Annotated in this window: 22 protein-coding genes; 14 read left to right on the forward strand and 8 right to left on the reverse strand. The window is 74.0% G+C overall.

Annotation, left to right across the window (positions count from 1 at the left end):
• Positions 1–26: 26 nt before the first annotated feature.
• Positions 27–1,412, forward strand: coding sequence for a cysteine desulfurase/sulfurtransferase TusA family protein (locus tag ABD361_RS28115; RefSeq protein WP_344439397.1), 1,386 nt, complete (start codon positions 27–29; stop codon positions 1,410–1,412).
• A gap of 53 nt (positions 1,413–1,465) precedes the next feature.
• Here the strand turns inward: ABD361_RS28115 and ABD361_RS28120 are convergent, their stop codons facing one another.
• The gene (locus ABD361_RS28120; RefSeq protein ID WP_344439399.1) at positions 1,466–2,440 is read right to left on the reverse strand and encodes a carbohydrate kinase family protein; all 975 of its coding nucleotides are present in this window, start codon (positions 2,438–2,440) and stop codon (positions 1,466–1,468) included.
• A 171-nt stretch (positions 2,441–2,611) separates the two neighbouring features.
• On the opposite strand from ABD361_RS28120, the gene ABD361_RS28125 reads away from it, so the two are divergent.
• Together ABD361_RS28125 and ABD361_RS28130 are read left to right on the forward strand one after the other, a co-directional pair.
• A complete protein-coding gene (locus ABD361_RS28125; RefSeq protein WP_344439401.1) occupies positions 2,612–2,830 on the forward strand; it encodes a hypothetical protein in 219 nt (72 codons plus the stop codon).
• Positions 2,831–2,943: 113 nt separating this feature from the next.
• The gene (locus ABD361_RS28130) at positions 2,944–4,497 is read left to right on the forward strand and encodes a hypothetical protein (RefSeq protein ID WP_344439403.1); all 1,554 of its coding nucleotides are present in this window, start codon (positions 2,944–2,946) and stop codon (positions 4,495–4,497) included.
• Positions 4,498–4,581: 84 nt separating this feature from the next.
• Here the strand turns inward: ABD361_RS28130 and erpA are convergent, their stop codons facing one another.
• Complete coding sequence (gene erpA, locus ABD361_RS28135; RefSeq protein ID WP_004946545.1) at positions 4,582–4,938, reverse strand: iron-sulfur cluster insertion protein ErpA; 357 nt, start codon at positions 4,936–4,938, stop codon at positions 4,582–4,584.
• A gap of 259 nt (positions 4,939–5,197) precedes the next feature.
• On the opposite strand from erpA, the gene nadA reads away from it, so the two are divergent.
• The gene (gene nadA / locus ABD361_RS28140; RefSeq protein ID WP_344439406.1) at positions 5,198–6,385 is read left to right on the forward strand and encodes a quinolinate synthase NadA; all 1,188 of its coding nucleotides are present in this window, start codon (positions 5,198–5,200) and stop codon (positions 6,383–6,385) included.
• 24 nt (positions 6,386–6,409) lie between these two features.
• Here nadA and ABD361_RS28145 read toward each other — a convergent pair whose 3' ends face one another.
• From ABD361_RS28145 to ABD361_RS28160, 4 genes are all read right to left on the reverse strand, one after another.
• Positions 6,410–7,099 (reverse strand): response regulator, encoded by a 690-nt coding sequence (locus ABD361_RS28145; protein ID WP_344439408.1) that lies wholly within the window; start codon positions 7,097–7,099, stop codon positions 6,410–6,412.
• A gap of 10 nt (positions 7,100–7,109) precedes the next feature.
• Complete coding sequence (locus ABD361_RS28150) at positions 7,110–8,429, reverse strand: sensor histidine kinase (protein ID WP_344439410.1); 1,320 nt, start codon at positions 8,427–8,429, stop codon at positions 7,110–7,112.
• 123 nt (positions 8,430–8,552) lie between these two features.
• Positions 8,553–8,831: a PspA-associated protein PspAA gene (gene pspAA / locus ABD361_RS28155; RefSeq protein WP_344439412.1), complete on the reverse strand. Its 279-nt coding sequence runs from the start codon at positions 8,829–8,831 to the stop codon at positions 8,553–8,555.
• 16 nt (positions 8,832–8,847) lie between these two features.
• On the reverse strand, positions 8,848–9,639 hold the full coding sequence (locus ABD361_RS28160; protein WP_344439414.1) for a PspA/IM30 family protein: 792 nt from the start codon (positions 9,637–9,639) through the stop codon (positions 8,848–8,850).
• Positions 9,640–9,937: 298 nt separating this feature from the next.
• Between ABD361_RS28160 and ABD361_RS28165 the strand changes: the two genes are divergently transcribed.
• Both ABD361_RS28165 and ABD361_RS28170 read left to right on the forward strand, forming a co-directional pair.
• Positions 9,938–10,531 (forward strand): DUF3043 domain-containing protein, encoded by a 594-nt coding sequence (locus ABD361_RS28165; protein WP_425583347.1) that lies wholly within the window; start codon positions 9,938–9,940, stop codon positions 10,529–10,531.
• Positions 10,532–10,599: 68 nt separating this feature from the next.
• A complete protein-coding gene (locus tag ABD361_RS28170; RefSeq protein WP_344439446.1) occupies positions 10,600–11,337 on the forward strand; it encodes a class I SAM-dependent methyltransferase in 738 nt (245 codons plus the stop codon).
• 25 nt (positions 11,338–11,362) lie between these two features.
• Here the strand turns inward: ABD361_RS28170 and ABD361_RS28175 are convergent, their stop codons facing one another.
• Positions 11,363–11,578 (reverse strand): hypothetical protein, encoded by a 216-nt coding sequence (locus ABD361_RS28175; protein ID WP_344439418.1) that lies wholly within the window; start codon positions 11,576–11,578, stop codon positions 11,363–11,365.
• 98 nt (positions 11,579–11,676) lie between these two features.
• On the opposite strand from ABD361_RS28175, the gene ABD361_RS28180 reads away from it, so the two are divergent.
• The 4 genes from ABD361_RS28180 (at position 11,677) to ABD361_RS28195 (ending at position 16,714) form a co-directional block, all read left to right on the forward strand.
• A complete protein-coding gene (locus ABD361_RS28180; RefSeq protein ID WP_344439420.1) occupies positions 11,677–12,879 on the forward strand; it encodes a bifunctional adenosylcobinamide kinase/adenosylcobinamide-phosphate guanylyltransferase in 1,203 nt (400 codons plus the stop codon).
• Positions 12,880–13,127: 248 nt separating this feature from the next.
• Positions 13,128–14,177, forward strand: coding sequence for a nicotinate-nucleotide--dimethylbenzimidazole phosphoribosyltransferase (cobT, locus tag ABD361_RS28185; protein WP_344439422.1), 1,050 nt, complete (start codon positions 13,128–13,130; stop codon positions 14,175–14,177).
• A 54-nt stretch (positions 14,178–14,231) separates the two neighbouring features.
• Entirely contained in the window at positions 14,232–15,998 is a 1,767-nt protein-coding gene (locus ABD361_RS28190) for a phosphatidylglycerol lysyltransferase domain-containing protein (protein WP_344439424.1), read from the forward strand.
• Entirely contained in the window at positions 15,995–16,714 is a 720-nt protein-coding gene (locus tag ABD361_RS28195) for a hypothetical protein (protein WP_344439426.1), read from the forward strand. Before ABD361_RS28190 ends, ABD361_RS28195 begins: the two co-directional genes overlap by 4 nt.
• On the opposite strand, the gene ABD361_RS28200 is transcribed toward ABD361_RS28195, so the two are convergent.
• Complete coding sequence (locus ABD361_RS28200; RefSeq protein WP_344439428.1) at positions 16,681–17,418, reverse strand: hypothetical protein; 738 nt, start codon at positions 17,416–17,418, stop codon at positions 16,681–16,683. The genes ABD361_RS28195 and ABD361_RS28200 overlap by 34 nt on opposite strands.
• 73 nt (positions 17,419–17,491) lie before the next feature.
• Here ABD361_RS28200 and ABD361_RS28205 point away from each other — a divergent pair, with 73 nt between their 5' ends.
• The 4 genes from ABD361_RS28205 to ABD361_RS28220 form a co-directional block, all read left to right on the forward strand.
• Positions 17,492–18,268, forward strand: coding sequence for an adenosylcobinamide-GDP ribazoletransferase (locus tag ABD361_RS28205; RefSeq protein ID WP_344439430.1), 777 nt, complete (start codon positions 17,492–17,494; stop codon positions 18,266–18,268).
• Between the two features lie 287 nt (positions 18,269–18,555).
• Positions 18,556–20,091 (forward strand): leucyl aminopeptidase, encoded by a 1,536-nt coding sequence (locus ABD361_RS28210; protein WP_344439432.1) that lies wholly within the window; start codon positions 18,556–18,558, stop codon positions 20,089–20,091.
• Between the two features lie 378 nt (positions 20,092–20,469).
• Entirely contained in the window at positions 20,470–21,858 is a 1,389-nt protein-coding gene (gene lpdA / locus ABD361_RS28215; protein ID WP_344439434.1) for a dihydrolipoyl dehydrogenase, read from the forward strand.
• A 48-nt stretch (positions 21,859–21,906) separates the two neighbouring features.
• Positions 21,907–22,640, forward strand: a 734-nt coding sequence (locus tag ABD361_RS28220) for a biotin/lipoyl-containing protein (RefSeq protein ID WP_344439436.1), incomplete at its 3' end; no start/stop codon positions are given.

Raw genomic sequence — 22,640 nt, forward strand, 5'->3', positions numbered from 1 at the left:
CCGGAGATGGGGTTAGCGTTCCCCTCGTGCCCTACTTCGACGCCGCCTCCTCCGCTCCTCTGCACCCGGTCGCCCGCCAGGCGCTGCTGGCCGCCCTCGACGAGGGCTGGGCCGACCCCACCCGCCTGTACCGGGAGGGCCGGCGCGCCCGGCTGCTGCTGGACGCCGCCCGCGAGACCGCCGCGGAAGCCGTGGGCTGTCGACCGGACGAACTGGTTTTCACCCCATCGGGTACGCGCGCCCTGCACGACGGCATCGCCGGCGCCCTCGCCGGACGCCGCCGCATCGGCCGCCATCTGGTCGTCTCCGCCGTCGAACACTCCGCCGTGCTGCACGCCGGCGCAGCCCTCGAAGCGGCCGGCGGCACCGTGACCGAGGTCCCCGTCGGCCGCACGGGCCGCATCGCCCCCGCCGACTGGGCCGCCGCCCTGCGCCCCGACACCGCCCTCGCCGCCCTGCAGTCCGCCAACCACGAGGTGGGCACCCGCCAGCCGGTGGCCGAGGCGGCCGCGGCCTGCCGGGAGGCGGGCGTACCGCTGCTGGTCGACGCGGCCCAGTCGCTCGGCTGGGGCCCCGTCGAGGAGGGCTGGTCGCTGCTGACCGCCAGCGCCCACAAGTGGGGCGGCCCGCCCGGGGTGGGCCTGCTGGCCGTGCGCAAGGGAACGCGCTTCGCCCTGCCCGGCCCGGCCGACGAGCGGGAGAACGGACGCGCCCCCGGCTACCCCGACATCCCCGCCGTCGTCGCGGCCGCCGCCTCGCTGCGCGCCGTGCGCGCGGAGGCGGCCGCGGAGGACGCCCGGCTGCGCGTCCTGGTCGACCACGTGCGCGAGCGGGTCGCGCAGCTCGTCCCCGACGTGGAGGTGGTCGGCGACCCGGTGCACCGGCTGCCGCACCTGGTCACCTTCTCCTGCCTGTACGTCGACGGGGAGACGCTGCTGCACGCCCTGGACCGCGCGGGCTTCTCCGTCTCCTCGGGCTCCTCCTGCACGTCCAGCACGCTGGAGCCGAGCCATGTGCTGCGGGCGATGGGGGTGCTGTCGGAGGGCAACGTACGGGTGTCGCTGCCGCGCGGCACGACGGCGGCGGAGGTCGACGCCTTCCTCACCGCGCTGCCGGGGATCGTGGCCGGGGTGCGCGAGCAGTTGGGGGCGCCGACGGGGGCGTCGGCGGCCGTTTCCCCCGCCGGCGAGGAGCTGGTCGTCGACTCGCTCGGCAAGCGGTGCCCGATCCCGGTGATCGAGCTGGCGAAGGTGATCGGCGACGTGCCGGTCGGGGGGCTGGTGACGGTGCTGTCCGACGACGAGGCGGCGCGCCTCGACATCCCGGCGTGGTGCGGGATGCGGGGCCACGAGTACGTCGGGGAGCGCGCCGCGGAGCGCGGGGTGGCCTACACGGTGCGGCGCCGCGCCTGATACCCGTCCGCCCTGCCGCCCCTTGGGCGGCAGGGCGGACGAAGCAGGGACCGTTACGCCAGGTGCTTGCGCACCTCGGTGGCGGCGTCCTCGCCGTACGCCTTGGTGAAGCGCTCCATGAAGTGGCCGCGCCGCAGCTCGTACTCCTGGGTGCCCAGCGTCTCGATGACGAGCGTCGCCAGCATGCAGCCCAGCTGGGCCGAGCGCTCCAGCGACAGCTCCCACGTCAGGCCGGCCAGGAAGCCCGCGCGGAAGGCGTCGCCCACGCCGGTCGGGTCGACCTTGGCCTCCTCCTGCGGGACGCCGACCTCGATGACGGGCTCGCCGCGCCGCTCGATGCGCACGCCGCGCGAGCCGAGGGTGGTGACGCGGGTGCCGACGCGCTCGAGGATCTCCTCGCTCGTCCAGCCTGTCTTGGACTCGATGAGCGCCTTCTCGTACTCGTTGGTGAACAGGTACGTCGCCCCGTCGACCAGCACCCGGATGTCGTCGCCGTCCATGCGGGCGAGCTGCTGGGAGGGGTCGGCCGCGAAGGGGATGCCGCGGGTGCGGCACTCCTCGGTGTGGCGCAGCATCGCCTCGGGGTCGTCGGCGCCGATGAGGACGAGGTCCAGGCCGCCGACGCGGTCGGCCACCGGCTGCAGCTCGATCTGGCGGGCCTCGCTCATGGCACCGGTGTAGAAGGACGCGATCTGGTTGTGGTCGGTGTCCGTGGTGCAGACGAACCGTGCGGTGTGCAGGACCTCGGAGATGTGCACGGAGGCGGTGTCGACGCCGTGCCGGTCGAGCCAGGCGCGGTAGTCGGCGAAGTCGTTGCCGGCGGCGCCGACGAGGACGGGCCGCAGGCCCAGCAGGCCCATGCCGAAGCAGATGTTGGGACCGACGCCGCCGCGGCGCACGTCGAGTTCGTCGACGAGGAAGGAGAGGGAGACGGTGTGCAGCTGGTCCGCCACGAGCTGGTCGGCGAAGCGGCCGGGGAAGGTCATCAGGTGGTCGGTGGCGATGGAGCCGGTGACAGCGATACGCACGGAGGGTCTGCTCCCTGAGGGCGTGGGACGGGGACATGGCTGAGCATGACGAGCCATCCCACGTTACCGGTTCGCGGGAGCACGACCGGGTCCGGTTCTCGCCGCTCCGTGCATAAATCTACCTAATAGTAGGTCTTTCACGGCACGCCGTCGCATGCGTACGGTGCGGGTATGCCGAAGACTGTGAAGGACGTCACACCGCCCCGGGAGCCGGGTTCACTGGCCGAGCTGTGCCGCTGCTGCGCCCGGATGGCCCCGGAGTGGGGCGCCCCCGGGGACCCCGGTGGGCGGGGTGCCGCCGAGCGGACGCCGCTGTCGCTCATCCACGGGATATCGGTGCCCGCGCGCTCGGCCCGGCTGCTGGATGCGATGGCGGAGTACGGCTACTGACGACGCGGTCCGCACCGGGTGGAACCGACGGCTCCTGCGCCCCGTCCAAGTGGCGTCCCCTTCCCGGGGGATGCGGCAGTACTTCACTTTGAGCGGAGCGAAGGAGCGATGCGGTGAGCACCGAGGGCACCGAGCGCACCGGGGACGGCACGGCGGACGGCGGCACCGGCATCCGGCGGCGGCGCTCGCCGCTGGTGGTGGCGTCGGTGGCGGCGGCCGTCCTGCTGGCCGGTGGCGGCGCCGCGTACTGGGCGTCCACGGCCTCGGGGGGCGACGGCGCCCCGGCGCCCGCGACCGGCGGCAGCAGCAGTACCCCACCACCCCTGGCATTGGACGGCTACGGCGCCCGGACGGGTCCGAGCGGGCCCTCGCAGGGCATTGCGCCGGGCGAGCCCGACCCGCACGGCGTGCGCTACCGGGCGGCGGGCACGCTGCCGGACGGGCCGCGCACCGCCGCCGTCCGGCTGCCGGCGCGCGAGGTGGGCGCCGAGCAGGTCGCCGCGCTGGCCAAGGCGCTGGGCATCTCCGGTACGCCCCGGCTGTCCGGCGACACCTGGACGGTGGGCGGCACCCCCGACGCGGCGGGGCCCACGCTGCAGGTGGGCCGGCAGGGCCCGGGCAGCTGGGCGTACACGCGCTACGGCGTGCCCGGCGGCGCGCACTGCGAGCACCCGCCGGGTGCGGGGCCGAGGCAGGAGCCCGAGGGGCCCGGGGCGAAGTGCCCCTCCTTCAAGGACGGTTCGCCCCGCCCGCCGGACCCCGCCGCCGCGCAGCCGGTGTCCGAGGACACCGCGCGCAAGGCTGCGGCGCCCGTGCTGAAGGCCCTGGGCCAGGAGGGGGCGAAGACGGACGCCGGCAAGGTCTTCGGCGCCCTGCGCACGGTGACGGCCGATCCGGTGGTGGGCTCGCTGCCCACCTACGGCTGGCAGACGACGGTGCAGGTCGGTGCGGACGGCAAGGTGGCCTCGGGGAACGGGCAGCTGCAGCTGCCGCCGGCGGGTGCGGTGTATCCGCTGATGACTGCGCGGCAGGCGCTCGACGAGCTGAACAAGGGGGCCGGCACCGGCCGTCCGACGACGGGCGGCTGCGCGACGGCGGTCCCCTTCCGGGAGGACGGCCCGGCGCCGGACGCCGGGTGCTCGACGCCGCCCGGCAAGGGCCCGGAGGCGGCGACGGTGCGCGGGGCGACGTTCGCGCTGTCGGCGCAGTCCGTGGGGGGCAGGCCGGCGCTGGTGCCGTCGTGGCTGTTCGCGGTGGAGATGCCCGGCATGCCCAAGGGCGGCACGATCACGGTCGTCCAGCCGGCGGTCGATCCGCGGTTCATCGCCGGGCAGGGCGGGGGCAGCGCGGCGCCGTCCGGCGCCCCGTCCTCGCCGCCGGCGAAGTCGGGGCCGGTGCGCGTGGAGTCGTACACGCCGGCCGACGGCGGCAGGAAGCTCGTCCTGCACTTCTGGGGCGGGGTGTGCAGCGACTACGCGGCCTCGGCCGAGCAGTCGCAGCGGGCGGTGACGGTCAAGGTCACCGCGACCGAGAAGGAGCCGGGCCGCTACTGCGTCCTGATGCTCAAGCGCTTCGAGACCACGGTCTCGCTGGACGAGCCGCTGGGCGACCGCACGGTGGTGGACCTGGCGACGGGCGCGACGCTGAAGGAACAGCAGGCGAAGTAGCAGGAAGCAGAAGCAGCAGGAAGCAGCGGAAGGGCGGCACCCCGAGGGGTGCCGCCCTTCCTCACGTCGGACGTCCGGCCGCTTTTAGCTGAACGAGTCGCCGCAGGCGCAGGAGCCGGTGGCGTTGGGGTTGTCGATCGTGAAGCCCTGCTTCTCGATGGTGTCGACGAAGTCGATGGAGGCACCGCCCAGGTACGGGGCGCTCATGCGGTCGGTGACGACCTTGACGCCGTCGAAGTCCTTGACGACATCGCCGTCGAGCGAGCGCTCGTCGAAGAAGAGCTGGTAGCGCAGACCGGAGCAGCCACCGGGCTGGACGGCGACGCGCAGGGCCAGGTCGTCCCGGCCTTCCTGCTCCAGCAGGCTCTTGACCTTGGCCGCCGCGGCGTCGGACAGGAGGATGCCGTCGCTCACAGTGGTCTTCTCGTCCTGAACGGACATCTGCTTCACTCCCGGGTCTTTGGTACGGGTGCGGACTGCTTGCTTACGCCAGCAACCGACGTGGTCCCGGATTCATTCCGGGTTGCGGGTGTCCACACGGTGACGCCCGCCTTTCATGCTCGCACACCCGTCGCCGGATCGGGAATGCGTCACATTGACGCGAGCGGCATCGTCAAAGTGACACGAAGCGGTTATGATAGATAGCGTCAAATTGACGATTAGGCCTACCGGCCGTCCGCAGAAAGAAAGGGTGCGTGTCGTGACCACCGCCCAGCCCCTGGAGTTCCAGGACCCCTCCGCCTCGCCGCTCGCCCTGCTGCTGCTCGGCCGTGAGGCCGACCCGAAGAGCGAGCGCGGCGTGGAGTGCCCCGGCGACCTGCCGGCACCGTCCGACCCGGACCTGGTGGAGCGCGCCCGGGCGGCCAAGGCGCGGCTCGGGGAGAAGGTCTTCGTCCTGGGCCACCACTACCAGCGCGACGAGGTCATCCAGTTCGCGGACGTGACCGGCGACTCCTTCAAGCTGGCGCGCGACGCGGCCGCCCGGCCCGACGCGCAGTACATCGTCTTCTGCGGCGTGCACTTCATGGCCGAGTCGGCCGACATCCTCACGAGCGACGCCCAGCAGGTCATCCTCCCGGACCTGGCCGCCGGCTGCTCGATGGCCGACATGGCCACCGCCGAGCAGGTCGCCGAGTGCTGGGACGTGCTGACCGAGGCCGGCATCGCCGAGGTGACCGTGCCCGTCTCGTACATGAACTCCTCCGCCGACATCAAGGCCTTCACCGGCAAGCACGGCGGCACCATCTGCACCTCCTCCAACGCCGAGCGGGCCCTGAAGTGGGCGTTCGAGCAGGGCGAGAAGGTGCTCTTCCTGCCCGACCAGCACCTGGGCCGCAACACCGCGGTGCGCGACATGGGCATGTCGCTGGACGACTGCGTCGTCTACAACCCGCACAAGCCGAACGGCGGCCTGACCGCCGAGGAGCTGCGCGCGGCGAAGATGATCCTGTGGCGCGGCCACTGCTCCGTCCACGGCCGCTTCTCGCTGAACTCGGTCAATGACGTGCGCGAGCGCATCCCGGGCGTGAACGTCCTGGTGCACCCCGAGTGCCGGCACGAGGTCGTCGCGGCGGCCGACTACGTCGGCTCCACGGAGTACATCATCAAGACGCTGGAGGCCGCCCCGGCCGGCTCGAAGTGGGCCATCGGTACGGAGCTGAACCTGGTCCGGCGCCTGGCGAACCGTTTCGCCGACCAGGGCAAGGAGATCGTCTTCCTCGACAGGACCGTCTGCTTCTGCTCCACCATGAACCGCATCGACCTGCCGCACCTGGTGTGGGCCCTGGAGTCCCTGGCCGACGGCAAGGTCGTCAACCGCATCGAGGTCGACCCCGAGGTCGCGAGCTTCTCCAAGCTCGCCCTGGAGCGGATGCTGGCCCTGCCGTAGCCGGCCCCGCCGTTCGGCGTGTGCTCACCCCGTGCCCGGCTGCACCAGGCCCGACTCGTACGCGACCACCACCAGCTGGGCCCGGTCGCGCGCGCCCAGCTTGGCCATCGCGCGGTTCACATGCGTCTTGACGGTCAGCGGGCTCACCGCCAGCCGCTCGCCGATCTGGTCGTTCGACAGCCCCCGGGCCACCTGCACCAGGACCTCCCGCTCCCGCGCCGTCAGCCCCTCCAGTCCCGCGGGACCCGGGGCGCCGGGGGCCTGCCCGGTGCCCTGCGGCTGCGCGAGGAACCGCGCGATCAGGCCCTTCGTCGCCGCCGGCGACAGCAGCGCCTCCCCCGCCGCCGCGATGCGTATCGCGGCCAGCAGCTCCTCCGGCTCCGCGCCCTTGCCCAGGAAGCCCGAGGCCCCGGCCCGCAGGGCCTGCACCACGTACTCGTCGGCCTCGAACGTCGTCAGCATCACCACCCGTACCGCCCCCAGCGCCGGATCGGCGCAGATCTCGCGCGTGGCGGCGAGCCCGTCCGTCCCCGGCATCCTGATGTCCATCAGCACCACGTCCGGCACGTGCGCACGCGCCAGGCGCACCGCCGCGGCACCGTCCGCCGCCTCCCCCACGACCCGCATGCCCGGCTCGGAATCGACCAGTACCTTGAACGCGCTGCGCAGCAGCGCCTGGTCGTCCGCCAGGACCACGGTGATCGGCTCAGTCATGCGGCTCAGCCTAGGGTCCGGCCGGCCCCTGCTCCTTACGCGCGGAGCGCGACTGCAGCGGCAGGACGGTACGCACCCGGAAGCCGGCCGGTGCCGGGCCGCCGCGCGGGCCCGCCTCGCAGGTGCCGCCGAGGGCGGCGGCGCGTTCGCGCATGCCGATCAGGCCGTGCCCGCCCGGCGCGTCCTCGCTCCCGGCCGGCGCCTTTCCGCTCGCCTGTCCGCGGGCCCCGCCGTCGTCCAGCACCGTCAGGTCCAGCCGGTCCGCGCTGCGCAGCAGGGCGACCTCGGCGCGGGCGCCGGGGCCGGCGTGCTTGTGCACGTTGGTCAGGGCCTCCTGCAGCACCCGGTAGGCGGTGAGGTCCACGGCCGCCGGCAGCGGCCCGACGACCGCGGCGGCCTGCGCCGCGCCCCGGCCGGTGCCGGGGCCGCCGGGCAGCGTGGAGGCGGCGACGACGTCGACGTGCAGGCCCACCCGGCCGAAGCCGTCGACGAGCTGGTCGAGCACGCCGAGGCCGGGCGCCGGCTCGGTGGGCGCCTCCGGGTCGCCGTACTGCCGCAGCAGCCCGACGGTGGCCCGTAACTCCTCCAGGGCCGAGCGGCCGGCCTCGCGGACGTGGGCCAGGGCCTGCCGGGCCTGGTCGGGACGGCTGTCCATGACGTGCGAGGCCACCCCGGCCTGCACGTTGACCAGCGCGATGTGGTGGGCGACGACGTCGTGCAGCTCACGGGCGATGCGCAGCCGCTCCTCGGCGACGCGGCGGCGGGCCTCCTCCTCGCGGGTGCGCTCGGCGCGCAGGGCGCGTTCCTCGACGGCGGCCACGTAGGCCCGGCGGCTGCGGACGGAATCGCCGGCGGCACCGGCCAGCGCGGTCCAGGCCAGCAGGCCGAAGTTCTCCTGCGCGTACCAGGGCGGGGGCCCGAAGAACATGACGACGCCCGTCAGCACGGCGACCGTGCCGGCCACGATCCGCCAGGCGGAGGGGCGCTCGGTGCGGGCGGCGACCGTGTACAGGGCGACGGCGGCGCTCATGGCGATCTGGGTGCGGGCCGGCCCGTCGTGGTCGGCGACCGTGGCCACGACGGTCAGGACGCACGTCAGGGCGAGGACGGCGCGCGGCACCAGGCGCCGGGCGATCAGGCAGGCGGAGGCGGCCGCCGACAGCAGCACGAAGCCGGCCGCGGGGATCCTGCGGTCGGGGTGCGGGCCGAGGTAGACGCCGATGAGGACGAGCGCGAAGACGACGACGGACAGCAGCGCGTCGGCGGCGTACGGGTGGCTGCGCAGCCAGCGGTGCGGCCGGGCGAGGCCGGTGCCGGCGAGGGAGGTCATCGCGGGTCCCCTCCGGGGCCGTGGCGCGGGCGGTGAGCGCGTCGCGCCCCCGTCCCGGGCGGACGGGGGCGCGATGCGGTGGTCGTCGGTCGTGCCGGGCGGGCGGGCCGGCCGGCGGTGCGGTCACCCGGGGATGAGGCCGTCGTCGCTGAGCATGTCGCGGACCTCCGCCAGCGTGGCGTCGGGCGCGGGCAGGATCAGTTCGGACGGTGCGAGGGCGTCGTCGGGCAGCGGGCCGCCGAGGCGGCGCACGGCGTCGAGCAGGGCGCCCAGCGTGCGGCGGAAGCCGGCCTCGTCACCGCCCTCCATCTCCTCCAGCAACTCGTCGTCGAGCTTGTTGAGCTCGGCGAGGTGCGCGTCGTCGACCTTCCACTGGCCCTCCCCCATGATCCGTACGATCATGTCCGGCCTCCTCGGGTCAGCTCTTGTCGAAGCGCGGGCGGTCCTGGTGGTGGGCCTGCTGCGCCTGCTGACCGGCGCCGCCCTCGATGGCCTGGCGCTCGCCGCCACCGGCGAGCTCGGCCTTCATCCGCTGCAGTTCCAGCTCCACGTCCGAGCCGCCGGAGAGGCGGTCGAGCTCGGCGGTGAGGTCGTCCTTGGCCATGCCGGTCGGGTCGTCGAGCGCGCCGGAGGCGAGCAGCTCGTCGATGGCGCCGGCCCGGGCCTGCATCTGGGCGGTCTTGTCCTCGGCGCGCTGGATGGCCAGGCCCACGTCGCCCATCTCCTCGGAGATGCCGGAGAAGGCCTCGCCGATGCGGGTCTGGGCCTGGGCGGCGGTGTAGGTCGCCTTGATGGTCTCCTTCTTGGTGCGGAAGGCGTCCACCTTGGCCTGCAGGCGCTGGGAGGCGAGGGTGAGCTTCTCCTCCTCGCCCTGGAGGGTCTGGTGCTGCGTCTGCAGGTCGCTGACCTGCTGCTGGAGCGCCGCCCGGCGGGTGAGCGCCTCACGGGCCAGGTCCTCGCGGCCGAGCGCGAGCGCCTTGCGGCCCTGCTCCTCCAGCTTGGTCGACTGGCTCTGCAGCTGGCCCAGCTGCAGCTCCAGGCGCTTGCGGGACGTCGCGACGTCCGCGACCCCGCGGCGCACCTTCTGCAGCAGCTCCAGCTGCTTCTGGTACGAGTAGTCGAGGGTCTCGCGCGGGTCCTCGGCCCGGTCCAGGGCCTTGTTGGCCTTCGCGCGGAAGATCATCCCCATCCGCTTCATGACACCGCTCATGGGCCTCGCGCGCCCCCTTCTGACCGTCTAGCTCTCCGACCGACCGGGCGGACCGGCCAGGACTCCAGCACAACCTTGCAGAACCCACACTACGGGCCCTGCTTCCATTACCGCACTGTCCGAGCCCGGATGCGCTCCTCCTGCAGGACGATCGCGGACCGCGTCGTCTCCGGCCCGAGGAGTAGTGGGACCCCGGGGGCGGAAGGGGGCGCTCCGCGCCGGGCGTGCGCCCGTCGTTGCCGGATCGTGCCCGGGCGGGCCGGTGGGGCGCCGGGCGAAGGCCGTACCCTTGGGTTCCGTGTTCCGAAGCCGTTCGAAGGAAGCGCAGGCCACGTCGCCCCAGGTGAACGTGGACCGGCCCAAGCAGCCCCGTGACCCGCAGGCCCCCAAGGGCCGCCCCACGCCCAAGCGCAGCGAGACCGCCCGGCGGCGCAGCCTGGCCCACACGCCGGCCGACCGCAAGGAGGCCGGCAAGCGGGCCCGGGAGGCGCGCCGCGCCGACCTCGCCCGGCAGCGCGAGGCCCTGGCCAACGGCGACGAGCGCTACCTGCCCGTGCGCGACAAGGGCCCGGTGCGCGCCTACGCCCGCGACTTCGTCGACGCCCGCTACTCGGTGTCGGAGTTCTTCCTGCCGCTGGCGGTGCTGATCCTCGTCCTGAGCATGATCAACCGCGGGGCGTTCCAGGCCTACGTCCTGCTGGCCTGGCTCGTGGTCATCCTCGCGATCGTCCTCAACTCCGTGTTCCTCGGCCTCACCCTCAAGCGCGCCCTGAAGCAGCGCTTCCCCAACGAGAACCTCAAGGGCGCCGTGCCCTACGCGCTGATGCGCACCCTCCAGATGCGCCGCCTGCGGCTGCCCAAGCCGAAGGTGAAGCGCGGGGAGAAGCGCTGAGCGGTTACGCCCCTCACGCCCCCGGCTTCGGCGGCGGCGCACAGGAGTGGCCGGGCGGGCCCGGGGGGCTGCGGAACACCGTCCGTCGGGAGCTCGTCGCCCGGCAGGTCGACGAGCAGATATCCGCCCTCTTCCCGGTCGGCCGGCGGCTGCGCGTGCTCGACGTCGGCCCCGGCCGGGGCACCCAGGCGGTGCGGCTGGCCCGGGCCGGCCACGAGGTCACCGGTCTGGAGCGGGACCCGGCGATGATCACGGCCCTGCAGCGGGCCGTGGCCGCCGAACCGCCCGGCATCCAGGAGCGCATGCGCGTCGTCCGGGGTGACGGCCGGGAGGCCGGGGCGCACTTCCCGCCCGGCGCCTTCGACGTGGTGCTCTGCCACGGCGTGCTGACGTACGTTCCCGATCCCGACCCCATGATCGCCGCGCTGGCCCGGGTGCTGGCGCCCGGCGGACTGCTGTCCCTGCTCGTGCGCAACGCCGACGCCCTGGCCCTGCGGCCGGGCCTGGCCGGCGACTGGGACACCGCGCTCGCGGCCTTCGACTCCCCCCACTACACCGACCGCCTGGGCCTGGCCGCCCGCGCGGACCGGCGCGAGGCGCTCACCGCGACCCTCACCGGCATCGGCACCCCGCTGCGCGCCTGGTACGGCGTGCGGGTCTTCACCGACCTCGCCCCCGACGACGGCCCGGCCCCGGCCGCGGACGGGCTCGACCGGCTGCTCGCCGCCGAGGAACGGGCCGGCCGCACCGACCCCTACCGGGCGGTCGCGGCCCTGCTGCACCTGTGCGGGGTGCGCGGCGGCTGACCCCGCCGCCGCGCACCGGCGCGGCTCACTCCTCGGCGGCCGCGTGCAGGCTCATGGGACCCTCGTAGACCTCGGTGTCGTCCTCGAAGAGCCGCACCTGGTCCGCGCCGCCCTCCAGCAGCGCCCGCCAGTGCTCGCCGAGCCAGGACTCCGCGTCCCCCTGCGTGGTGAACTCCTCCGGCTCCACCCCCGGAGCCGTCTTCGTCCCGTCGGTCTTCTCGAACCGCCACGTCCACGCCATGTGCGCCTCCTGGGCATCGGGGATCCCAGCGTATCGGCCGGACGAGAAAGGGTGAGCCCCGCGCGACCACCGGATCCGGACGCGAGACGATCAGTGGTGTGGAACTGACTCTCCTCGGCACCGGCGCCCCCGACGGCCTGCCCCGCCCCGGCTGCCCGTGCGCCGCCTGCGCCTGCGCCACCGGCGAGGCCGCGCGGGCCGCGACAGCCCTGCTCGTCGACGACGCCCTGCTGCTCGACCTCACCCCGGGCCCGGTCTTCGCCGCCGCACGGGCGGGACGTTCCATCGCCGGCGTACGGCAGGTGCTGCTCTCCCACCCCCACGACGGCCCCGCCGTCGAACTCCCCGCCGGCCTGCCGGCGCCCGTCCGGGTGCCCGACGGGCGCGAGCTGTCGGTCATCAGCGGACACCGCGTGCGGGCCCTGGCCCTCGACGCGCCCGGTACGGGGTACGAGGTCACCGGCCCCGACGGGGAACGGCTGCTGTACCTGCCCCCCGGCGCGGCACCGGCCGGACTGACCGGGGCGCCCCCCGCCCCGTACGCCATGGTCCTGCTGGACGTCGCCGGCCGCCCCGACGCGCTGGCCCGGCTCCGGGAGACCGGCGCGGTGGGGGCGACCACCGACGTCATCGCCGTCCACCTCGACCACGACGTGCCCCCCGGGCGCGAACTCCACCGGCGCCTCGCCGCGGCCGGCGCCCGCGCCGTGCCCGACGGCACCACCCTCGTCGTCGGCGACTACCACGCCGTACCCGACGTGCCCCGCCGCACCCTCGTCACCGGCGGGGCCCGCTCCGGCAAGTCCGTCGAGGCCGAGCGGCGCCTGGAGTCCTTCCCCGACGTCCTCTACGTCGCCACCGGCGGCACCCGCGACGGCGACCGCGACTGGGCCGCCCGCGTGGCCCGCCACCGCGAACGCCGCCCCGGCTCCTGGCGCACCGTCGAGACCTGCGACCTGGTGCCGCTCCTCGCGGACGACGGCCCGCCCCTGCTGATCGACTGCCTGTCGCTGTGGCTGACGGACGCGATGGACACGGTCGGCGCATGGGACGACGAGACCTGGGCCGGCGGCGGGGCGGCGGCCCTGGCCGAGCGGGTGGGGGAACTGGTGGCGGCGATACGGGGGACGCGGCGGTCGGTGGTGCTGGTGACCAACGAGACCGGCTCCGGCGTCGTCCCCGCCACGGCGGCGGGGCGCCGCTTCCGCGACGAGCTGGGGCGCCTGAACGCTGCGCTGGCCGACGAGTGCGAGCACGTCGTGCTCGTGGTCGCCGGCCAGGCCCTGCCCCTGCGGGGCTAGGCCTGTCCGGCGGACCTTCGTCACGCGCCACCACGGCGCCCCGTCAGGGGCGCGGGGAACTGCGCGATCAGCCACCGACGGCCCGCAGCCGACGCGCCACCTCGGGGCCCGGGTGCGGGTGCGTCGTGGCTTGTCGCGCAGTTCCCCGCGCCCCTGACGGGGCGCTGCCCCCCAGGGCCAGGGGAACCGCCCGCCGCAGGCGTACCGCACCGGCTTCAGCTCGCGCCCGCGCGGGTACTGTTGGCCGGATGAGCGGTCTGAATCTGGATGACTTCGCCACGCTGATCGAGCGCCCGGACGCCGCCGTGCGGCGTGCGGCCGAGGAGCGCGGCACCCACCGCACGCACCCGCGCCCCGGTGCCCTCGGCCGCCTGGACGAGCTGGGCGAGTGGCTCGCCGCCGCCCAGGGCTCCGTGCCGGTCAGGCCGGTCGAGCGGCCGAAGGTGCTGCTGTTCGCGGGTGATCACGGCGTCGCCTCCCTCGGCGTGTCGGCCGGCCCGAAGGCCGGTGCGGCGGAGCTGGTCCGCGCGACGCTCGACGGCACGAGCTGCGCCGCGGTGCTGGCGCGCCGTGCCGGCGTGGAGGTGCGCATCGTGGACATGGCCGTGGACTGCGACCCGGCGGAGCTGCCGGCGGAGGTGACGCGGCACCGGGTGCGCCGTGGTGCGGGCCGGATCGACGCCGAGGACGCCCTGACGCTCGCGGAGGCGGAGGAGGCGTTCCGTACGGGTATGGCGATCGCCGACGAGGAGGCCGACTCGGGCACGGACCTGGTCGTGCTGGGTGATCTGAGCGTGGGTGGTACGACGGCCGCCGGTGTGCTGATCGGCGCGTTGTGCGGCACGGACGCCTCGGTGGTGACCGGCCGCGGCGCGTTCGGGATCGACGATCTGGCGTGGATGCGCAAGTGCGCGGCGATCCGGGACGCGCTGCGCCGGGCGCGGCCGGTGCTGGGTGACCAGGTGCAGCTGCTGGCGACGGTGGGGGGTGCGGATCTGGCGGCGATGACGGGTTTCCTGCTGCAGAGCGCGGTGCGCCGGACGCCGGTGATCCTGGACGGCGTGGTGACGGCGGCGTGCGCGCTGGTGGGTCAGCGGGTGGCGTTCCGGGCTCCGGACTGGTGGCTGGCGGGGCAGCGCAGTGGTGATCCGGCGCAGGGGAAGGCGCTGGATCGGATGGCACTCAACCCTCTCCTGGATCAGGGCGTCACAGTGGGCGAGGGGACAGGGGCGCTGCTGGCTCTGCCGTTGGTGCAGGCGGCCGCGGCCCTGGCGGCGGAGTTGCCCGTGGGCTCCTAGGGGTAGGAGCAGGGGCGGGACCGCCGCAGACCGCGCCCCATATGCTCACTTTTCATGGGAGAAGTCCGCTTGACTCCGGATGAGGGCGTCCGCGGCTCCGCCTGGCGCCGGCGGGCCGCCGGCTTTGCCGTGTGGTACTTGCGCGCCGTTACCTTCGTCAACCTCCTGGGTGCGGTGTGGGTGTCCTTCGGTTCGGACATCCGCCGCCACAACGTCGACGAGTTCTTCACGCCCTACCTGCTGACGGCGGGCTTCTCCCCCGCCGTGGTGTCGCTGTTCATGGCGATCACCATGCGGCGCCGGAAGCGGGCGGCGTGGATCCTCAACCTCGTGCTGGCGGGGCTGCTCCTGCTGCTGCTCGTCTTCGTGATGTTCTTCCCGGAGTTCCGCCGGCACCCGCTGAACTGGTTCTCGCTGATCGCCACCGCCCTGTTCGTGGCGGCGCTGGTGGGGGGCCGGAAGGAGTTCTACGCCAAGGGCGACCGCTCCAACCCCAAGCTGGCCTCGGCCGTGGCGGCGGTGGGCCTGCTGGTCACCTCGCTGCTGGCGGCCGGGCTGGTGACGATCACCAACCAGGCCACCGACGAGCAGCGTTCGACGTTCCTGGACCGCTGGCACTACGGCGTGATGCGGCTGGTCTCGATCGCCGCCGACGACCAGCGCTACGCCGGCATCGCCCCGCCCGGCTGGGTGGACGTCACCATCAATGTGATGAGCACGATCCTGCTGGTCGTGGTGGTCTGGGCGGCCTTCCGGGCGCGCCGCGCCACCGATCCGCTCACGGCGAGCGACGAGGAGCAGCTGCGGGCGCTGCTGGACCGCTGGGGCGAGCGCGACTCGCTCGGCTACTTCGCGCTGCGCCGCGAGAAGAGCGTCATCTGGTCGCCCTCGCGCAAGGCGGCCGTCACCTACCGCGTCGTCGGCGGGGTCTCGCTGGCCTCGGGCGACCCCATCGGCGACCCGGAGGCGTGGCCCGGCGCCATCGAGCCGTGGCTGGCCGAGGCGCGCGAGCACGGCTGGATCCCGGCGGTGATGGGCGCGAGCGAGGAGGGCGGCACGATCTACGCCCGGCACGGCATGGACGCGCTCGAACTGGGCGACGAAGCCATCGTCGACACGGCCGAGTTCACCCTGGAGGGCCGGGCCATGCGCACGGTGCGCCAGGCGTACAACCGGGTGCGCCGCGCCGGCTACACCGTCACCGTCCGGCGGCACGAGGACATCCCCGAGGAGGAGATGGCCGAGCTGCTGCGCCGGGCCGACGACTGGCGCGACGGCGCGACCGAGCGCGGTTTCTCGATGGCGCTGGGCCGGCTGGGCGACCCGGCCGACGGGCGCTGCGTGATGCTGGAGTGCTTCGACGCCGAGGGCCGGCTGCGGGCCCTGCTCAGCTTCGTGCCGTGGGGGCCGAAGGGGCTGTCGCTGGACCTGATGCGCCGTGACCGGGACTCCGACAACGGTCTGATGGAGTTCATGGTCATCGAGCTGCTGCAGCGGGCCGGCAAACTCGGCATCGAGCAGGTGTCGCTGAACTTCGCCATGTTCCGCTCGGTCTTCGAGCGCGGCTCGCGCCTGGGCGCGGGCCCGGTGCTGCGGATGTGGCGCTCACTGCTGAGCTTCTTCTCCCGCTGGTGGCAGATCGAATCTCTTTATCGAGCAAATGCGAAGTACCGTCCCATCTGGGAGCCTCGTTTCATGCTGTTCGAGAAGAGCGCTGACCTGCTGCGCATCGGCATCGCCAGCGCCCGTGCGGAAGGCTTCCTGGAGGCGCCCGGCCTGCCCAAGTGGCTCAACCGCAAACACCTGGAGAGCCGGCGATGACGCGCGCGGCGCTGCTTCGCGCCGCGCGCACCGAGTGGGGCCCGCTCTACGCGGCCGTGTGGGGGACGTTCGCCCGCAAGCGGCTCCGCTCCATTCCGATGACGCTGACGGCGGTCGCGCTCACCGCGGCCTTCCAGCTCGTGCAGAACCAGTCCTGGGGCTACCACCCCGTCCAGCACCTGGGCTCGGTGCGCGCCGAGTTGCCCTGGTGGCTGGCCCTGCTGCGCACCCCCCTGTCGCTGTTCGTGCCCGCCCTGGACCTGCCGGTGTGGGGCGCGCTGGCACAGATCCTCATCGTCTTCGGCATCGCCGAGGCGTCCCTGGGGGTGCGGCGCACCCTGGCCGTCGCGTACCTGGCCACCCTGGCGGGCACGACGTACGCGCGGCTGGCCGTCGCCCTCGGGCCGGACTCGCCGCTGGGACTGCCCCCGCACACCGCCCGGGTCATCGACACGGGCCCCTCGGCGGCGGTCGTGGGGCTCGCGGTGTACGTCGCCTGGCGCTACCGCGCCTGGGCCACCTGCACCGTGGTGGTGGCCGCCATGGTGGGCGAGGTCGCCGTCAAGCCCAACCTCGCGGGCAGGGAGCACATCGCGGCCCTCGTGGCCGTCCTGGTGCTCAGCGGCGCCGAGGAGCTCGTGCGGCGGCGCAAGCCGCGCGGGGACGCCCACCGGCAGCGCCATCACCGGTCGGGAGCGCCCGCCAGCAGATCGTGAAGGCGGTTGCGGACCGCCGCCCAGCGGGCGTCGTGCCGGTAGGCGCGCACCCGGGCCCGGCGCCGGGCCCGCGGCCGGTGGCGGTAGAAGCGGCGGGCCCACGGCGAGCCCGGCCGGGCCAGCCGCACGGCGGCGATCAGGGCCACGAAGGGCACGACCGCGCCGATCAGGGCGAGCCGGGGCTTGCCCTTGGCCAGGGCGAACAGCGCTATCAGGAAGTTGGCCAGCGTATTGGTCACCACGAGCGTGCGGTTCTGCAGCTCGTCGGCGGTCAGCTCGTTGACGCCGAACGGGGCGAAGCCGGCCAGCACCAGGGCGACCAGCGCCGCGGTGAGGACGACGATCTCGACGCTCTTGCGCCCCTGCTCGGTCCAGTACACGTCGTCCATGTGCAGCACGAGGGCGAACTCGTCCAGCACCAGCCCGGCACCCGAACCGAACAGCACCGCCGACAACGCCGCCCCGAAACCGTGCCGGCCCTGCGCGACCGCCCCGAAACCGCCCACCACCATCAGCACCACACCCGGCACGACATGGTGCACGTGCAGCCCGCCGGGGCGGATGTTGCGGAACGGGCCACGGCCCGCCCGGATCAGCCGGGTGATCACCCGGGTCACGAGGAAGGTGAGGACGAAGGAGCCCAGCGCCAGCAGCAACGGCAGCTTCCCCGGCTCGACGATGTTGCGGGTCAGCCAGTGTCCCATCGCCACTCACCCCGTTCTCGGCCGCGCTACCGGCCAAAATAACCCCCGCGAGCGGCGGGATACCCTGCCCGCCGTGACCGACACGACCGCCGACCGGCCCACCCCCGCCGACGCCCTGCGCTTCGCCTTCGGCACCCTGACCGTGCTCCCCGTACGGCTCACCCGCTGGGACCGGGCCGCCGCCCGCGGCGGCATGCTCGCGGCCCCCCTGGCCGGCCTGGTCGTCGGCGCCTGCGCGGCCGGCGCGGGTGCGCTGCTCGCGCTGCTGGGGTCGGGTCCCCTGCTGGCCGCGGTGGTCACCGTCGCCGTACCGGCCGTCCTCACCCGGGGACTGCACCTGGACGGGCTCGCCGACGTCGCCGACGGACTCGGCAGCGGCAAACCGGCCGCGGACGCGCTGCGCATCATGAAGCAGTCCGACATCGGGCCGTTCGGGGTCATCACCCTCGTCCTGACCCTCTTCGGCCAGGTCGCCGCGCTGGACCGGCTGTACGCGGCGGGCGCGCTGCGCGGCGCGCTCGCGGCGGTGGTCGCGGCGGGCGCGGCCCGCTGCGCCCTGACCCTCGCCTGCCGGACCGGGGTGCCGGCGGCACGGCCCGACGGCCTGGGCGCGGCGGTGGCCGGGGCCGTCCCCGTCCCGGCCGCGGCGGCCGGCGCGGCACTGACGGCGCTCGCGGCCGTCGCGGCGGGGGGCGTGCACGCGGGTGCGGCGGTGCTGGGCGGCCTGGTGGCCGCGGAACTGTTGCTGCGCCACTGCCGCCGCCGGCTGGGCGGCGTGACGGGCGACGTCTTCGGCGCCCTGGCCGAAACGGCAGCGACGACGGCGCTGCTGGCCCTGACCGTGGGCTGAGCAATCGGCTCGACTGCGGCGCCATCGTGGCCGTTCGCGCAGTTCCCCGCGCCCCTGACGGGGCGCCCCGTAGGGGCGCGGGGAACTGCGCGCTCAGCCACCGGCGAGCCGCACCCGGGCGCACCGCGCAACCGCGACGGCGCACAAGGGGCGCGGGGAACTGCGCGGTCGGGCACCACGGAGCCGCACCTGGACTGAGCATCGAGCGAACCGGCGCATACGATGCGCAAAGGCCCCGCGGGACGCGCCCGGCCGAGGAACTCAACCGGAAGAGAGACTTCACCACCGTGACTGCTCTGACTCTCAGCACCTCCAGCGCGGCAACGCTGCGCGCGGACGCCGTCGTCGTCGGTGTGGCGAAGGGCCCGAAGGGCCCCGTCGTCGCGTACGGCGCCGAAGCCGTGGACCAGGCGTTCGACGGCAAGCTGGCCTCCGTCCTGGAGACCCTCGGCGCCGGTGGCGGCGAGGGCGAGGTGACCAAGCTGCCCGCTCCGGCCGGTCTGAAGGCCCCGGTCGTGCTGGCGGTCGGTCTGGGCGAGCTGCCGGCCGACGGCGAGGGGTACACCGACGAGGCGCTGCGCCGGGCCGCCGGTGTGGCCGCCCGTGCGCTGGCCGGTACGAAGAAGGCCGCGTTCGCGCTGCCCGTGGAGGACGCGGGCGCGGTCGCCGCCATCGGCGAGGGCGCGATCCTGGGTGCGTACACCTTCACCGCCTACCGTGGCGGCGACGCCAAGGCGAAGAAGGACGCCGCGAAGGACCGCAACGCCCCGCTGGGCGAGGCCGCGATCCTGGGCGCCAAGCCGCGGGACAAGGCGTTCAAGGCGGCCGTCGAGCGCGCCGCCACCGTGGCGGCCGAGGTCAACCGCGCCCGCGATCTGATCAACATGCCCTCGAACGACCTCTTCCCGAAGAGCTTCGCCGCGCAGGCCCAGGCCGCGGCCAAGGAGTTCGGCCTGAAGGTCGAGGTGCTGGACGAGAAGGCGCTGGTCAAGGGCGGTTACGGCGGCATCATGGGCGTCGGTCAGGGTTCGGTGAACCCGCCGCGTCTGGTGCGCATCGGCTACACGCACCCCAAGGCGGCCAAGACGCTGGCGCTGGTGGGCAAGGGCATCACCTACGACTCGGGCGGCATCTCGCTGAAGCCGGCCGGCCACAACGAGACCATGAAGTGCGACATGAGCGGCGCCGCCGCGGTGTTCGCCGCGGTCGTGGCGGTCGCCAAGCTGGGTCTGGCCGTCAACGTTACGGGCTGGCTGGCCCTGGCGGAGAACATGCCCTCCGGCTCGGCCACCCGTCCGGGCGATGTGCTGCGCATGTACAGCGGCAAGACCGTGGAGGTGCTGAACACGGACGCCGAGGGCCGCCTGGTGCTGGCCGACGCGCTGACCCGCGCCTCGGAGGAGAAGCCGGACGCGATCGTGGACGTGGCCACCCTCACCGGTGCCATGGTCCTGGCGCTCGGCGACCGTACCTTCGGCGTGATGGCCAACGACGACGCCTTCCGCACCGAGCTGCACGAGATCGCGGAGGAGGTCGGCGAGCAGTCCTGGCCGATGCCGCTGCCGGCCGACCTGCGCAAGTCGATGGACTCCCCGGTGGCCGACATGGCGAACATGGGCGAGCGCATGGGCGGCGGCCTGGTGGCCGGTCTGTTCCTGCAGGAGTTCGTGGGCGAGGGCATCACCTGGGCCCACCTGGACATCGCGGGTCCGGCCTTCCACGAGAAGGCGCCGTACGGCTACACCCCCAAGGGCGGCACCGGCTCCGCGGTGCGCACCCTGGTGCGTCTGGCGGAGCGCACCGCCGACGGCGAGCTCGGCTGATCCGGAACGCTCCGGCGGCCCGGCGACCCGGCGCCACGACACGGCCACGGCTCCTCGTACGGGGGCCGTGGCCGTCGGCGTTGGGGCCCGGGCGTCAAGGCGGGCGGGGCGGGGATGCGCCCGGCGGGCGTTCGTGTTCGCTACGGACGAAACCCGCACGAATACACCGACTCGTACCAACGAGTAACCCCGTCAAGGTGACGCATCAGCCATCCCTCACCCCGGCCCGGCGTCCCGCCGTCCGTCAACAAGTGCGAAGATGTTGTCCCGGCAGGACAGGGCCCCAGTAATCACGGGCCGACGCAAAAAGCGGCCGAACGACAGCCGCCGCCCGGTCACCGACGACCGGCTCCGGCGTACATGCATGGAGGACGTGACGTGGCGAACGACGCCAGCACCGTTTTCGACCTAGTGATCCTCGGAGGCGGTAGCGGCGGTTACGCCGCCGCCCTGCGGGGTGCCCAGCTGGGTCTGGACGTCGCCCTGATCGAGAAGGACAAGCTGGGCGGCACCTGCCTGCACCGCGGCTGCATCCCCACCAAGGCGCTGCTGCACGCCGGCGAGATCGCCGACCAGGCGCGCGAGGCCGAGCAGTTCGGTGTCAAGGCCTCCCTGGAGGGCATCGACATCGCGGGCGTCCACAAGTACAAGGACGAGGTGATCTCGGGCCTGTACAAGGGTCTGCAGGGCCTGGTCGCCTCCCGCAAGGTCACCTACATCACCGGTGAGGGCCGTCTGTCCTCCCCCACGTCCGTCGACGTGAACGGCCAGCGCATCAACGGCCGCCACATCCTGCTGGCCACCGGCTCCGTGCCGAAGTCGCTGCCGGGCCTGACCATCGACGGCGACCGCGTCATCTCCTCGGACCACGCGCTGGTCCTGGACCGCGTCCCGAAGTCCGCGATCGTGCTGGGCGGCGGCGTCATCGGCGTCGAGTTCGCCTCCGCGTGGAAGTCCTTCGGCGTCGACGTCACCATCGTCGAGGCGCTGCCGCACCTCGTCCCGGTCGAGGACGAGAACAGCTCCAAGCTGCTGGAGCGCGCCTTCCGCAAGCGCGGCATCGCGTTCTCCCTGGGCTCCCGCTTCTCCGGCGTGGAGTACACCGCCGACGGCGTGAAGGTCTCGCTGGAGAACGGCAAGACCTTCGAGGCCGAGCTGCTGCTCGTCGCCGTCGGCCGCGGCCCGGTCTCCCAGGGCCTGGGCTACGAGGAGGCCGGGGTCGCGATGGACCGCGGCTACGTCCTCGTCGACGAGTACATGCAGACCAACGTGCCCACCATCTCGGCCGTCGGCGACCTGGTGCCCACGCTCCAGCTCGCGCACGTCGGCTTCGCGGAGGGCATCCTGGTGGCGGAGCGCCTGGCCGGGCTCAAGCCCGTGCCGGTCGACTACGACGGCGTGCCGCGCGTCACGTACTGCCACCCCGAGGTCGCCTCGGTCGGTCTCACCGAGGCCAAGGCCAAGGAGCTGTACGGCGCCGACAAGGTCGTCGCCCTGAAGTACAACCTGGCCGGCAACGGCAAGAGCAAGATCCTCAAGACCGCGGGCGAGATCAAGCTCGTCCAGGTCAAGGACGGTGCCGTGGTCGGCGTCCACATGGTCGGCGACCGCATGGGTGAGCAGGTCGGCGAGGCCCAGCTGATCTACAACTGGGAGGCCCTCCCGGCCGAGGTCGCGCAGCTCATCCACGCGCACCCGACGCAGAACGAGGCCCTCGGCGAGGCCCACCTGGCCCTGGCCGGCAAGCCCCTGCACTCGCACGACTGAGTCCCGAGCGCACCACCATCCGCACTACTCGTAAGGAGCAACCGCACCATGGCGGTTTCCGTAACCCTGCCGGCGCTCGGCGAGAGCGTGTCCGAGGGCACCGTCACCCGCTGGCTCAAGGCCGAGGGTGACCGAGTGGAGGTCGACGAGCCGCTGCTCGAGGTCTCCACCGACAAGGTCGACACCGAGATCCCCTCCCCGGCGTCCGGCATCCTCGCCAAGATCAACGTGGCCGAGGACGAGACCGTCGAGGTCGGCGCCGAGCTCGCGGTGATCGACGACGGCTCCGGCGCGCCCGCCGCGGCCCCCGCCCCGGCCGCCGCCGCTGCCGAGGCCCCCGTGGCCGAGGCTCCGGCCCCGGTCGCCGAGGCCCCGGCCGCCCCGGCCCCGGCCGCCGAGGCTCCGGCCCCGGCTGCCGCCGGTGGCGCCTCCGGCGTCGACGTCGTCCTGCCCGCGCTGGGCGAGTCGGTCACCGAGGGCACCGTCACCCGCTGGCTGAAGGAGGTCGGCGAGGAGGTCTCCGAGGACGAGCCGCTGCTCGAGGTCTCGACCGACAAGGTCGACACCGAGATCCCGGCCCCGGCCTCCGGTGTCCTGCTCGAGATCGTCGTCGGCGAGGACGAGGTCGCCGAGGTCGGCGCCAAGCTGGCCGTCATCGGTGCCCCGGGTGCCGCCCCGGCCGCCGCTGCGGCTCCGGCCGCCCCGGCCCCCGCGCCCGACGCCGAGGCCCCGGCCGCCCCGGCCCCGGCCGCCCCAGCCGCACCAGCCGCTCGGCCCACCAC

The organism is Streptomyces luteosporeus, from assembly GCF_039532865.1.
Classification (GTDB): domain Bacteria; phylum Actinomycetota; class Actinomycetes; order Streptomycetales; family Streptomycetaceae; genus Streptomyces; species Streptomyces luteosporeus.